We start from the raw sequence: 13,328 nt of genomic DNA, 5'->3' as shown, positions 1-13,328 counted from the left end.
GGATCAAGTCCGGGATGACGGCGAGGGGTCCTCGCGGAGCGGGGCGGCGAAGAACTCCCTTTCGTGGACGCAGGACGCCCGGAACGCACGGGCAGCGGCCCGGCGACTGTTGGCGTCGGCGCGTTGCACGGCGGCCTCGGTGATCTCGATCGCCCGTCGGGTGGCCGCCGCGAAGGCCTCGTCGGCGTAGGTGTCCAGCCAGTCGGCGTACGGGTGGCCGGGCCGGTTGCGGGTGGCCAGGGCGTCGCCCACGTCGGCGTAGATCCAGAAGCAGGGCAACAGCGCGGCGGTGACAACGGCGTAGTCACCGGTCGATTCGGCGGCCGCGAAGTGGTCCAGGTAGGCGGTGGTCACCGCCGAGGGTTCGGTCCGTTCGACGATCTCGGCAGCCACCCACGACTCGTGCAGTTGCAGTTCGGTGGCGATCGCCGAGGTCGAGCATTCGAGCCAGAACGCCCGTTCGTCCTCGTCGCTGGCCAACTCGGCGGCGGCGGCGAGTGAGGTTGCGTAGCGTCCGAGATAGCGGGCGTCCTGGGCGAGGTACCAGGTGAACGCGTCCGCGCCGAGACTGCCGTCGCCGAGCGCTCGGACGAACGGCAGTTCATCGATCTCGGCACGAATACCGGACGTCTGTTGCCACCACCAGGCGGTGATCGGACCCGGAACCGGACCGCCGGCGGCCTCCCAGAGCGGTCCCAGATGGTGCACCGGCCCGTTGCCGCGTCCGACATCGAGGTCGTCGGCGCGGGCGATCGCCGCCGCCAACCAGTCGGTGCTCTCGGCGAGCGCCCGTGGCCAGTCGGCAACCACCGCGAACCGGGTGGCCAGCGCCGAGGACAGCGAGCAGCCGGTGCCGTGGGTGTTGCGGGTGGCGAGGCGCGGATGGTCGGCCTGGGTGAGCACACCGTCCGGCCCGACCAGCGCATCGCTGACCGTGTCGTCGGTCAGGTGACCGCCCTTGGCGACCACCAGCGCACCGGTCGCAGCAGCGACCTGCCGGGCCTGCGCGAGGGTCCCCGGCCAGTCGACGGCCGGCTCAGCATCGGCCAGCACGGCGAGCTCGGGAACGTTCGGGGTCAGCACATCGGCCAGCTGCGCCAGTTCGCGCAGCGCCTTCTCGGCGGCGCTGTCCAGTAGCCGGTCTCCGCTGGTGGCGACCATCACCGGGTCGAGCACCACCACCGCGGGGCGGACCCGCTCGAGCCAGTCGCGCACCGTGTCGATCACGTCGACGGTGCCGAGCATGCCGAGCTTGACCGCGTCGATGGCGACATCGTCGGAGACGGCGTCGAGCTGGGCGCGCAAGAACTCGGTGCCCGGGTAGTGCACGTCGCGGACACCGCTGGTGTTCTGGGCGACCAGGGCGGTCACCACCGACATGCCGTACCCGCCGCAGGCGGCGATCGCCTTCAGGTCGGCCTGGATGCCGGCACCGCCGGTCGGGTCGGTGCCGGCGATGGACAGCACGTTGGGCACGGGCCGGATCATGCCGCCACCTCGCTCGCCCAGCGGTCGAGGTAGGCACGGGCCGCCGCACCCGGGTCGGGAGCGGCGCAGATTCCGGAGACGACGGCGACACCGGCCAGCCCGGAGTCGCGCAGCACCGGCAGGTCGTCGGGCAGCACGCCGCCGATGGTGACCGAGGGCAACCCGGTCAGCGCGGCGAGTTCCGCGACCCGGGCCGCGCCGAGTGCCGGGTCGGCGTCCGGTTTGGTGGCGGTGTCGCGCAGCGGTCCGATGCCGAGATAGTCGGCGTACGGTTCGGCGGCCCGGATCTGTTCGGGCGTGGCCGCGCTGACTCCGATGAGCGCGCCGGGCCACAGGAGGGCGCGTGCCGCGGCCGCGGGCAGGTCGCTCTGCCCAAGATGCACACCGGTGACCCGGACGCCGCGGGCGCGAGCGGCGAGCGCCACGTCCACCCGGTCGTTGACGATCAACACGCAATCGTCCGCGCCCGGCACGGCGGCGATCGCTTCGGCGACCGCGGTGACCTCGTCCAGGAAGGCGGCCCCGGAGGCGTCCTTGGCCCGCACCTGCACCGACCGGACGCCGTGGGCGACCGCGTCCGCAACGGTGCCGGCGACGCTGCGGCCGGCGACAGCGCACTGCCCGGCGTCGGTGACCAGGCAGACCGCGAGGGTGGAGACGTCCAGACTCATCGGGCCACCTCCAGCCGGGCCCGCTCGGCCAGGACGTCGGGGGTGAGCCCGGCGAGAGCGTCCAGCAATGCGACGGCGAACGACCCCGGCCCGGATGCGGTGGCGGCCGCGTCTTCGGCGGCGACCGCGTAGGCACAGCTGGCGGCGGCAGTGGTCAGCAGCCGATCGTCACTGACCGCGGCGAAGGCGGCCATCACCGCGCCCAGGGCGCAGCCGGCGCCGGTCACCCCGGTGAGCAGTTCGTGACCGTTCGCCACCCGCACAGTGGCCTTCCCGTCGGTGATCAGATCCACCGGTCCCGACACCGCAACCACGGCGTCCAGCCGGGCGGCGAGCCCAGCGGCCGAGTCGGAGGCCGCGTCGACGGAGAGGGTGGCATCCACACCTCGTCCGGTGGCGTCCGAGCCGCTCAACGCCGCGATCTCGGAGGCGTTGCCACGGATGATGACCGGCCGGTCAGCCAGTAGTTCGTGGGCGAGCCCGGTGCGGACCGGCAGCGCCCCGATGGCGACCGGGTCGAGCACCCAGGGCGTACCTGCGGCGTGTGCGGCGGCGGCCGCCTCACGCATCGCCTCGGGTTGTCGTCCACCCAGCGTGCCCAGGTTGATCAGCACCCCGGACGCGACGGACGCGAACGGCCCGGCCTCGTCCGGGATGTCGACCATGGCCGGCGCCGCACCGAGGGCCAGCAACACATTAGCGGTGAAGCCGCTGACCACATGGTTGGTGAGGCACTGCACCAGCGGCGCCTCGCTGCGGACGGCGTCCAGCAGTTCGGCGCAGGCCTCGGCCAACGCGGTCGCGGAACTGAGGGAAGAAGGCTGTCTCATGACGAATCCCTTCGCTCGTGCTAACGAGAGCAGGTTCTGCGGGTGTGATCTCAGCCGGCTTTCGGTACCGGCACCCCGTGTCACCAATCACCCTAGCGGGTCAATCAGCTCGGGAACTCCACGTCCTCCCGGAACTCCACGTCCCCGGAGCACGCCGAGATCCCGGGTCAAGCCCGGGATGACGCTGGTGGAGCTTGGGATGACTTGGTCAGAACCTGGAACGCGAGATAACCGTTGGTCGAGCTTGTCGAGACCCTCGGAGGATCTCGACAAGCTCGATCACCGGTGGTGAGTCCGGCAAAGACGCAACCGGAAAGCGGAGTGGGTGCACACCCCGTCTCGATCACCGGCGGTGAGTTCCGCAGAGACGCAACCGACGAGTGGTGAGTCCGGCAGGGACGTCACCAGAAAAGCGGAGTGGGCTGCACCCCGTCCGGGTAGGTCGGGCGTAAAGCGCGCGAGCCCCCGCCCAGAGTCTGAAAGACGAAAGCAGAAGTAGGCGAGCTGCGCACGGGCGGGACGGGGTGCAGCCCACTCCGCGGAACAGAACGTGACCACCAGAACCCGACCACAGAACAGAGGTCTCGACAAGCTCGACCAACGGTGGTTCGACAAGCTCGACCGACGGGTGGTGGAGAGAGCTCAGGCGTCGCTGCCGCGGGGGATGCCCAACGTCGCCAGCAGGTCCTCATGGAACTGGATCCAGACCAACTGGCAGGAGTCGCGGTCGGGCGCGTCCAGCCATTCGTTCCGGCCGTGCCGGACGCGGGTCAGCGCCTCGTGGTGCCGATGGGCGTAGCCGGCGAACCGGCTCAGCACGCCGGCCAGTGCGGTGTTGAGTGCGGTCAGTTCCTGGTCGACCGCCTCCAGTTCGACCAGCACCTTGGCGTCCCAGACGGGGTCGTCGTGATCGTTGGCGGCATGGCGGTCCCAGCGGGTGGGCCGCAGTTGCCAGTCGGTGCAGGCCACGCCGTGCCGACGGTTCAGCGGCCGGAACCGCTGATGCGCCTCGGTCACCGCGGCTCGGCCACCCATCGCGTCGAGTTCGGCCGCCAACTGCCGCTCGTTCTCAGCCTTGCCCCGCTCAGTCAGCGACCAGGTCTCGCCGAAGAAGTCGTAGCGGCTCACCCAGCCGTAGGCCTGGGCGTCCAGCAGATACTCCCGGACGTCATCGACAGGCAGGGTGAAGCGCTTGGCGATCCGTTCGGTCGACGGTCCGCCCAGCACCCGGACGCCGTGCAGGGTCAGCAGCGCCGGATCGGACGGCTTGCCGTCGGAGGGCACTGCGTAGCTCATGCGAAGGTCGTGTACGAGAAGGCGGTGCTGTGCCGCAGTTCGTCGAGTTCGGCCAGGTCTGCCGCGGACGGCTCCCATTCACCGGCGGCCACGTTCGAGGTGATCTGTTCCGGACGGGTGGCCCCGCTGATCACGCCGGCGACGGCGGGCTGGGCGGCCAATCCGCCGATGGCAACGGTCAACAGCGGCAGGTCGCGGGCGTCGGCGAATGCCTGCAGGGCCTCGATCCGGTCCCAGTTGGCTCCGGCGAGACGTCCGGCCTGGCTGGCGTTGGCCAGCCGGCTGCCCTCGGGTGCGGCGGCGTCGCGGCGATACTTCCCGGTCAGCAGGCCGTAGGCCAGCGGGAAGTAGGGGAACAGGCCGATCCCGAAGCGTTCACAGGCCGGAACCAGCTCGTCCTCGGCGAGCCGGTTGTACAGCGAGTATTCGTTCTGCGCCGAGATGAACCGCTGCCGGCCGGCGCTGCGGGCCGTCCAGTCGGCGTCGGCGACCTGCCAGGCGGTCAGGTTCGACGAGCCGATGTAGCGCACCTTGCCCTCGGTGACCAGGTCGCTCATCGCGTCCAGGGTCTCCTCGATCGGCGTGATCGGATCGGGCCGATGCAGCTGGTAGAGGTCGATGTAGTCGGTGCCGAGCCGGCGCAGGCTGGCTTCGACCGCACGCCGGATGTAGCGGCGTCCGCCATGAGCGCCGAAATGCTCCGCGTCATGGTCGCCCATGCCGAACTTCGTGGCGACGATGACGTCCTCACGACGCGCACCCAACGCCCGGCCGAGGTACTCTTCGCTGACCCCGTCGGCGTAGGAGTCGGCGGTGTCGAAGAGGCTGATGCCGGCGTCCAATGCCGCATCGACAACGGCTTTCGTCTGGTCGTAGTCGATCCGGGCGCCGAACGCGTTGCACCCGACCCCCACCACGGACACCATCAATCCACTGTCACCCACGGCTCGATATCGCATATCGGCAACCTACCCGCGCCGGGCGCCCGCCGCCGTCGGTGCCGGAATCGTGAGCCGACGCCCCGCATCGGCATCCGAAACCCCTTCGGGTGGGCTGCCGCCGAAATCAGCGGGTTAGCCTGGGGATTCCCGGCCGAGGAGAAGAAGCATGACCGCAGCTGATTTCGTCGTCGTCGCCAACCGGCTTCCGGTGGACTCGGATTCCGACGGCGGCTGGCGGCACTCACCGGGCGGCCTGGTCACCGCGCTCGAACCGGTGATGCGCTCCACCCACGGCGCGTGGGTGGGCTGGCCGGGCAAGCCCGACATGGAGCTCGAGCCGTTCGACTTCGACGGCACCCGGCTGATCCCGGTGACGCTGAGTGCCGAGGATGTCGAGTTGTACTACGAGGGCTTCTCCAACGACACCATCTGGCCGCTGTATCACGACGTGATCGCCGCGCCCCGCTACTCCCGCCCCTTGTGGGAGGCGTATGTGCAGGTGAATCGGCGATTCGCGGACGCCGCCGCAGAGGCCACTGCGCACAACGGCACGGTCTGGGTGCAGGACTACCAGCTGCAGCTGGTGCCGGCGATGCTGCGGGAGAGCCGGCCCGACCTCACCATCGGCTACTTCCATCACATCCCTTTCCCGGCCTACGGCCTCTACTCTCAGCTGCCCTGGCGCCGGCAGGTGGTCGAGGGATTGCTCGGCGCCGACGTGATCGGTTTCCAGCGGGTCGCGGACGCCGGCAACTTCGCCCGCGCCGTCCGGCGGCTGCTGCACTACGAAACCAGGGCGTCCGGCATTCGGGTCCCGCAGCCGGACGGCACGATCCGGCGGGCGCTGGCGAAGGCGTTCCCGATCTCGATCGACGCGGCGTCCTACATCGAACTCGCCGGCCGCGAGGACATTCAGGCTCGCGCCCGGGAGATCCGCGAGGGGCTGGGCAACCCGGCCCATGTGCTGCTCGGCGTCGACCGGCTCGACTACACCAAGGGCATCGGACATCGGTTGAAGGCGTTCGGTGAGCTGCTCGCCGAAGGCCGGCTGTCGGTGGAGGACGTCACCCTGGTGCAGGTCGCCAGCCCGAGCCGTGAGCGGGTGGAGACCTACGCACACCTGCGGGACGAGATCGAACTGACCGTCGGTCGCATCGACGGCGACTTCGACACCGTCGGGCACACCGCCGTGCGGTATCTGCATCAGGCATTCCCGCGCGAGGAGATGGTGGCCTTCTTCCTGGCCGCGGACGTGATGCTGGTCACCGCGCTGCGCGACGGCATGAACCTGGTTGCCAAGGAATATGTGGCGAGTCGCACCGACAACCACGGCGTCCTGGTGTTGAGCGAGTTCGCCGGCGCCTACGACGAACTGGGCCGCGCGGTCACCGTCAACCCGCACGACATCGAAGGCCTCAAGGACGCGATCATGCAGGCGGTCAACATGCCTGCGGCCGAGCAGCGGCGCCGGATGCGTTCGCTGCGCCGGCGGGTGCTCGAACACGACGTCGAGGACTGGTCGCGTGACTTCCTGAACGCATTGGCCGACGCACGCAAGGGCGCGACGGGATGAGCGCCGACGGCCTGTCCCCCGCACCCGCCTTCGACGACGACCGGCAACTCGGCGACCTCGCCGCGACACCGCGTCTGCTGGTGGCCCTGGACGTCGACGGCACCCTGGCCCCGTTCGACGATGAGCCGATGCGGGTCCGGCTGTTGCCGGTGGCACGGCAGGCGGTGACCGACCTGGCCGGGCTGCCGGACACCGTCGTCGCCCTGGTCTCGGGGCGCACCTTGCACGACCTGCGGGTGATCACCGAGCACACCGACGATTCGCCCTGGTGGCTGGCCGGTTCGCACGGCGCGGAGTACTGGATACCCGGCGAGGGTGAGCCGCCGCGTGACGAGGACAGCACGAAGCTCGACCGGCGCGATGCGCTGCGGCAGCGGGCTGAGGCCCTGGTCGAGTCGCTGCCGGGCGCCTGGATCGAGCCGAAGACCTTCGGTTTCGCGCTGCACACCCGACTGGCGGACGCCGAGGCAACCGGCTCGGCGCAGCACGCGGTCGACGAGTTGATGGCCGCCGAGGCGTCCGAGTGGCGGCGGCGCACCGGTCACGACGTCATCGAGTACGCCTTCCGCGAGGAGGGCAAGGACGCCGCCGTCCGGTTGTTGCGGGAACGCACCGGCGCCACCGCCGTGCTGTTCGCCGGCGACGACGTCACCGACGAGGACGCGTTGGCCAGCCTCGGACCTGGCGACCTCGGCGTCCTGGTCGGCGACCGGGACACCCACGCGACCGTCCGGGTTCCCGACATCGACGGGTTGGCCGCCCTGCTGGTGCGGCTGGCCGAGCTCCGGACCCAGCCCGGCCGCTAGACCGGCATGCCCGTCTTCGGTGAGCTGCGCGCCTTCGTCCGGGCCAGCCTGCTCGATCCGGCGGACGAGCCCAGCACCGCGTCCCGCCGCCGATGGATCGTCACCGGCGTCACGCTGATCGCCGGTGCCGTCACCCTCGGCTGGTCGCTGTCCATCAGGCCCGGCGATCCACTGTTCTATCCGGCGACGATCGGTGTCGCCGTGGTCTGGCTGGTCGGCGCGTTCGCGTCCGGCCCGCTGCGGCTGGGCCACGGACGGACCCGGACCGGCGGCACCAGCAGGGCGCTGTTGCAGGGAGTGATCCTGGGTGGCCTGCTGTTGGCGGTCTTCCTGGCCGGCGCCCTGCTGGTCGGACGGCTGCCCTGGCTGCGCGGACCGGTGGACGTACTGCTGGCTCATGCCGGCTACGGCGCGCTGCCGATCGTGGCGGCCATCACCGCGCTGAACGGCGTTGCCGAGGAACTCTTCTTCCGCGGCGCGGTGTTCGCGGCCCTGACCAGGTGGCGGGTTGCCGTCAGCACCGCGGTCTACGCGGTGGCCACGATGCCGTCCGGGGTGCCGCTGCTGGTCTTCGCAGCCGTCGCGCTGGGGGTGGTGACCGGCCTGCAACGTCGCGCCACAGGGGGTGTATCGGGGCCGATCGCCACCCACTTAACCTGGTCGCTCGGCATGCTGTTCGCCCTTCCCTGGGCCCTGAACGTGGGGAGCTGACGTGAAGACCCTGGTCACCGGCGCAACCGGCTACATCGGTTCGCACCTCGTTCCACGACTGCTCGATGCCGGCCACGACGTCCGGGTGCTGAGCAGGAACCCTGACCGGCTGCCTGCGGCCTGGCGCGACCGGGTGGAGGTGAGCCGTGGTGACGCCACCGACGACCGGGCGCTCGCCGCGGCCCTGGAGAACGTCGGCGTCGCCTACTACCTGCTGCATTCGATGGACGGACGGGGTGACTTCGTCGCCCGCGACCGGCAGCTCGCCACCCGGTTCGCGGCGGCGGCCCGGGAGGCCGGTGTGCACCGGATCGTCTACCTGTCGGGGCTGCATCCGAGCGGGGAACTGTCCCCACACCTCGGTTCACGGGTCGAGGTCGGCGAGATCCTGCTCGGTTCCGGTGTGCCGACGGCGGTGTTGCAGGCCGGTACCGTGCTGGGCGCGGGCTCGGCGTCCTTCGACATGCTGCGGCACCTCACCGAACGGCTGCCGGCGATGATCGCGCCGAAGTGGCTGGACCGGCTGATTCAGCCGATCGCCGTCGACGACGTGCTGTACTACCTGGTCCGGGCCGCCGAGCTGCCGGACGAGATCAACCGCAGCTTCGATCTGGGCGGGCCCGACGTGCTGAGCTACCGCGAGATGATGCAGCGCTACGCCGGCCTGGCCGGGCTGAATCCCCGGCTGATCGTCACCGTGCCGGTGCTCACCCCGAAACTGGCCAGCTTGTGGGTCGGTCTGGTCACCCCGATCGCCTCGGGCATCGCCCGGCCGCTGGTCGGCTCACTGATGCACGACGCCGTCCGCGACGAGTTCGACGCCGAACAGTTGATGGGCGTGCCACCGGACGGCCCGGCAGACTTCGACACCGCGATCACCCGCGCGTTGCGCGACGTCGACCCCCAGCTGTGGATCCGCAGCCTGGGACTGGTGGCTGCCGCGGTCGGCGCCACGGCACTGTCCGGCGGGCTGCTCACCGACCCGGGCAGCAGTTGGTACCGGCGGCTGCGGAAACCGTCCTTCCAGCCGCCCGCGTCCGTGTTCGCACCGGTGTGGACGTCGCTGTATGCGCTGATCACCACGGCGGCAGCGGCCACCATCGCCGATGCCCGGGAGGCCGGCCGGAACGACGACGCCGACCGCTTCGAACGGGCGTTGGCGGCCAATCTGGCGCTGAACGCGTCCTGGAGCGGGGTGTTCTTCCGCGGTCATGCCCCCGTTCCGGCCACCCTGGTCGCCGCGCTGCTCGCCCTCAGCAGTGCCGATCTGGCCCGGCGGGCCGCCCCGTACGGCCCCGGCAAGGCGGCCGCGCTGGGTGCCTACGCGGCGTGGTGCGGCTTCGCGACCGTGCTCAGCTCGGCGATCGCCGTCAAGAACCGGCGACGCCGTCAGTGACCCGCGGCGTCGGCCGGATCGGCCGGCAGCAGCGAGTACGCCACCGCATGGTGCGCTTCGTACAACAGCAGGTCATCGGCGCCGGGCACCTGGAGCTGGACGCCGCGCCCGAAGCCAAGCTCGGCGGCGTCTCCGTTGAACCGGGCGCCACGCTCGCGTAGTTCCGCCATCGTGGCGTCCAGGTCGTCGCACATCAGGGCCATGCTGTGTTGCCGCGGCGCCGTCCAGGCCTTGCCCTGGTGGACGCCGCTGGTGGGATGCACCCCCACCTCGCTGGGTCCACTGCGGAAGATCAGCCATTCGGCCGGATCGGTGCCTCCGGTGCCTGAGCCGCCGACACCGGCGTCGCCCTCGGCTCCCTCGGAGATGAACGGCCAGCGCAGCACGTCGGCGAAGAAGGCCCGGGTTGCTGCCGGGTCATCGGAGTAGATCATCGCGTGGAGGGCGGTCAACATCCGTTCAGGCTAGTTCGTGCAGCCACTGCAGAGAACGCCGTGGCGCGAAGGTTGCCGGCCGGACACCACTGCCAAGGCCCGGTCGACGGCGCAGCCGGGTCGATTTCAACATTCCTCCCTTTCACCCCGCGCCCTACCGCCGAATTCATCTGTCTGGTCAGACATCGCTGCTTGTGACGCCTTACAACAGTTGATCGCGTCAGTCGATGTAATTCATGACAGCCCCCGACAATCGACTGACTTGTCAGTTAAGGACGACGCCAATTCACCATTGCGCATGCCGCAACAACCGTGACGCCGACGCCGATCGGCATTCGGGCACCCGCGTCCGACAATTCCGAGCGGGACTAAATTCGAGGCTCCCGGGGGAGTGGCTGCCCTGGCGGCTCACCGGCGGGCTCGGGCCGTCCGCAGGCGGGATTCCGCCTTGGGGGCCCTCCACCGGTCCCGGATCCTCCCCCGGACGTGAATGAAGGGCGGACGCCTAGAACGTCCGCCCTTCATCCCGCAGGGCACTGCGGTTGCGGTTGACCAGGCGAACCTGATCGAAACCACTAGGTCCGGCCCTCAGCTATCGGGGGGATTCCTTGGTGCCGGACGCAAACTCATCGGATGGGGGGCCGAAAAGTTGCTAGTACTAGTTGACCAGATTCCTGGACACTCGTCAAATCTTTCTTGGACGAGTGTCCAGTTTATTCACCATGAGTTACTGAACGATAGTAAAGTTACCGGCGCTAGAGGAAGGCGCTCATGACCACGACTACGGAGCGGTCCGCTCGATCACACGAGGACAAATTCTCCGCCCGCCGAACGATGCTCGCCCAGTCGGCGCTGACTGCGCTGGCCGAGCACGGGTTCGCCGACACCGGGCTACGCGACATCGCCCACCACTCCGCTCTGTCGCACGGTTCACTGCACTACTACTTCGACGACAAGGACGACCTCATCGCCGAGGCGGTGTGGGCATTCAAGTCGACCTGCGCGCGGCGCTATGACGAGATCGTCGCCACCGCGACGGACTGCACCGAACTGGCCACCGGGGTGGCCGCCATGATGGCGACCACGCTGAGCCAGGACGCCGCGCTGCACCGCCTCTGGTACGACCTGCGCACCCAGGCGCTGTTCGGCCGCGGCTTCGGCAGCACGATCGTGCGCATCGACGACCTGCTGCGCGAGATGGTCTGGTCGATCGTGTCGAGATACGGCGAGTTGCACGGCAGCCCGCCCCGTTTCGAACCGGCCTTCGCCTACGCCCTGGTCGACGGCCTCTTCCAGCACGCACTGATCAGCTTCCTCCGCGGCGACATCGACGCGCCCGAGCGGCTACAGCGGGAGTGCGCCGCTCTGCTGGCCAGCGCCGTCTAACAGCGTCGGCTGGGCGTTGCGCTCATGTTCGAGTAGCCAGCGCTTGCGTTCGATGCCGCCGGCGTAGCCGGTGAGCATGCCGGAGGCGCCGATCACCCGGTGGCACGGCACCACGATCGCGATCGGGTTGCGTCCGTTCGCCAGGCCAACCGCCCGCGAGGCCGTCGGCTGCCCGATGCGCGCCGCCAGCGCGCCGTAACTCCAGGTCTCGCCGTAGGGAATCTCGCGCAGCGCCGCCCACACCTTGTGCTGGAACGGCGTACCGGACGCCGCCAGCACCAGGTCGAAGTCGTCGCGCTCGCCGGCGAAATACTGACGCAGCTGCGCGGCGGCCGCTTCCGATTCCTCGGACGGCGCGGCCGGCACGTCCGGCTCACCGAACTTCACGGCGGTGACCGCACCGGCGTCGTCGACCGCGATCCAGAGCGGGCCGACCGGGGTGTCGAGCGTGGTGATGTTCATGATGCCTCCGGGATTCGGTTGATCGGGTGGTCCAGCAGGGACCACAGGTACTGGGTGGCGTAACTGCGCCACGGACGCCAGCCCGCCGCCGCGGCGCTCAGTTCGGCGCCGGTGGTCAGGCCGAGTTCACGGGCGGCCCGGACGATGCCGAGGTCGCCGCCGGGGAACGCGTCCGGATCGCCGAGGGCACGCATCGCGATCAGTTCGACGCTCCACGGCCCGATGCCGCGCAGCGCGGCGAGGAGTTCCCGTGCTTCGGCGCGGTCGGCGCTCTCGCTCAGGTCGAGCCGTCCGTCGGCCAGTTCGCGGGCCAATCCGATCAGGGTGGTGGCCCTGCTGGCCGGGCCGGGGATGTCGTCGGGCGCCAGGGCGGCGACGGCGTCCGCAGTCGGGAAGAGATGGGTGAGTCCGCCGGCGGGATCGCTGACCGGTTCGCCGAACCGCTGCACCAGCCGTCCGGTCTGGGTCCGGGCGGCGGCGGTGGACACCTGTTGCCCGAGCACGATCCGCAGGGCGAGTTCGGCACCGTCCGGGCTGCGCGGGACGCGGCGTCCGGGTGCGGCGGCGACCAGCGGTGCGAGCAGCGGGTCAGCCTCGAGTGCTTCGCCGACCGCGACCGGGTCGGCGTCCAGGTCGAGCATCCGCCGGCAACGTCCGATCGCCGGGGTGAGGTCACGCGGATCGGTCAGCCACAGCGTGGCCGCGATGTGGTCCGGGCGGGGCGCGAGCGCGACGATGCCGGGACCGTGCGGCAACGCGAGCGTCCGCCGGTAGGCGCCGTCGCGCCACTCCTCCACGCCGGGCACCGCGGTGGCCACCAGGTGGCCGAACAGGTTGCTCGGCTCGAACGGACGCCGGAACGGCAGCCGCAACTCGACCGCACCCAGCTGGGCGCGAGGGGTCGGGGTGCGCCGCAGCCGGGCCCGCAGCTCGCCCGGGGTCAGGTCGTAGGCGGCGCGGATGGCGTCGTTGAACGACCGGACCGAGCCGAAGCCGGCGGCGAAGGCGATCTCGCCCAGCCGCATCGACGTGGTCTCGAGCAGCACCCGGGCGGTGTGTGCCCGCTGGGCGCGGGCCAGCGCCAGCGGGGTCGCGCCGAGCTCGGCGGCCAGCGCCCGCTGCAACTGCCGCACCGAATAGCCCAGCCGCTGGGCCAGACCCGCGACCCCTTCGCGGTCGACCAGCCCGTCGCCGATCAGCCGCATCGCCCGCGCCACCGTGTCGGCCCGGACGTCCCACGCCGCCGAGCCGGGCACGGTGTCGGGGCGGCAGCGGCGGCAGGCCCGGAAGCCAGCGTCCTGAGCGGCCGCCGCGGTCGGATAGAAGGCGGTGTT

At 70.5% G+C, this 13,328-nt stretch carries 13 protein-coding genes and 1 riboswitch; of the genes, 5 read left to right on the top strand and 8 right to left on the bottom strand.

Features of this window, described 5'->3' with window-relative positions:
- Positions 1 to 3: 3 nt before the first annotated feature.
- The 5 genes from QM624_RS19435 to QM624_RS19415 all read right to left on the bottom strand — a co-directional run bounded on the left by QM624_RS19435 (position 4) and on the right by QM624_RS19415 (position 5,211).
- A complete protein-coding gene (locus QM624_RS19435) occupies positions 4 to 1,488 on the bottom strand; it encodes a bifunctional hydroxymethylpyrimidine kinase/phosphomethylpyrimidine kinase (protein ID WP_415094912.1) in 1,485 nt (494 codons plus the stop codon).
- Positions 1,485 to 2,159 carry a thiamine phosphate synthase gene (gene thiE / locus QM624_RS19430; RefSeq protein ID WP_415094910.1) on the bottom strand — a complete coding sequence of 225 codons (675 nt, stop codon included), beginning with the start codon at positions 2,157 to 2,159 and terminating at the stop codon, positions 1,485 to 1,487. The genes QM624_RS19435 and thiE overlap by 4 nt, the downstream gene beginning before the upstream one ends.
- Entirely contained in the window at positions 2,156 to 2,989 is an 834-nt protein-coding gene (gene thiM, locus QM624_RS19425) for a hydroxyethylthiazole kinase (RefSeq protein ID WP_415094908.1), read from the bottom strand. The genes thiE and thiM overlap by 4 nt, the downstream gene beginning before the upstream one ends.
- Positions 2,977 to 3,077: riboswitch (TPP riboswitch) on the bottom strand. It overlaps the preceding gene by 13 nt.
- Positions 3,078 to 3,631: 554 nt before the next feature.
- A complete protein-coding gene (locus QM624_RS19420; RefSeq protein WP_415094906.1) occupies positions 3,632 to 4,285 on the bottom strand; it encodes a transcriptional regulator in 654 nt (217 codons plus the stop codon).
- A complete protein-coding gene (locus QM624_RS19415; RefSeq protein ID WP_415094904.1) occupies positions 4,282 to 5,211 on the bottom strand; it encodes an aldo/keto reductase in 930 nt (309 codons plus the stop codon). Before QM624_RS19415 ends, QM624_RS19420 begins: the two co-directional genes overlap by 4 nt.
- 181 nt (positions 5,212 to 5,392) lie before the next feature.
- Between QM624_RS19415 and QM624_RS19410 the strand changes: the two genes are divergently transcribed.
- Genes QM624_RS19410 through QM624_RS19395 form a run of 4 tightly spaced genes read left to right on the top strand, consistent with a single transcriptional unit; the run spans position 5,393 to position 9,712 of the window.
- On the top strand, positions 5,393 to 6,799 hold the full coding sequence (locus QM624_RS19410) for an alpha,alpha-trehalose-phosphate synthase (UDP-forming) (protein ID WP_415094902.1): 1,407 nt from the start codon (positions 5,393 to 5,395) through the stop codon (positions 6,797 to 6,799).
- Positions 6,796 to 7,605: a trehalose-phosphatase gene (gene otsB / locus QM624_RS19405; protein WP_415094900.1), complete on the top strand. Its 810-nt coding sequence runs from the start codon at positions 6,796 to 6,798 to the stop codon at positions 7,603 to 7,605. The genes QM624_RS19410 and otsB overlap by 4 nt, the downstream gene beginning before the upstream one ends.
- A 6-nt stretch (positions 7,606 to 7,611) precedes the next feature.
- Positions 7,612 to 8,316 carry a CPBP family intramembrane glutamic endopeptidase gene (locus QM624_RS19400; protein WP_415094898.1) on the top strand — a complete coding sequence of 235 codons (705 nt, stop codon included), beginning with the start codon at positions 7,612 to 7,614 and terminating at the stop codon, positions 8,314 to 8,316.
- Between the two features lies 1 nt (position 8,317).
- Entirely contained in the window at positions 8,318 to 9,712 is a 1,395-nt protein-coding gene (locus QM624_RS19395) for a tryptophan-rich sensory protein (protein WP_415094896.1), read from the top strand.
- Here the strand turns inward: QM624_RS19395 and QM624_RS19390 are convergent.
- The gene (locus QM624_RS19390) at positions 9,706 to 10,167 is read right to left on the bottom strand and encodes a VOC family protein (RefSeq protein WP_415094894.1); all 462 of its coding nucleotides are present in this window, start codon (positions 10,165 to 10,167) and stop codon (positions 9,706 to 9,708) included. The genes QM624_RS19395 and QM624_RS19390 overlap by 7 nt on opposite strands.
- A 750-nt stretch (positions 10,168 to 10,917) precedes the next feature.
- Here QM624_RS19390 and QM624_RS19385 point away from each other — a divergent pair.
- Positions 10,918 to 11,532, top strand: a complete 615-nt coding sequence (locus tag QM624_RS19385; protein ID WP_415094892.1) for a TetR/AcrR family transcriptional regulator — start codon at positions 10,918 to 10,920, stop codon at positions 11,530 to 11,532.
- On the opposite strand, the gene QM624_RS19380 is transcribed toward QM624_RS19385, so the two are convergent.
- Positions 11,491 to 11,994, bottom strand: coding sequence for a methylated-DNA--[protein]-cysteine S-methyltransferase (locus QM624_RS19380; RefSeq protein ID WP_415094890.1), 504 nt, complete (start codon positions 11,992 to 11,994; stop codon positions 11,491 to 11,493). The genes QM624_RS19385 and QM624_RS19380 overlap by 42 nt on opposite strands.
- Positions 11,991 to 13,328: AlkA N-terminal domain-containing protein (locus tag QM624_RS19375; protein WP_415094888.1), on the bottom strand; the 1,338-nt coding region annotated here is incomplete at its 5' end. The genes QM624_RS19380 and QM624_RS19375, both read right to left, overlap by 4 nt.

Origin of the sequence: Micropruina sp., assembly GCF_047606365.1 — a bacterium.
Lineage (GTDB): Bacteria > Actinomycetota > Actinomycetes > Propionibacteriales > Propionibacteriaceae > Micropruina.
Note: the sequence above shows the minus strand (reverse complement) of the source record. Positions and strands in the feature narration are given on the sequence as shown.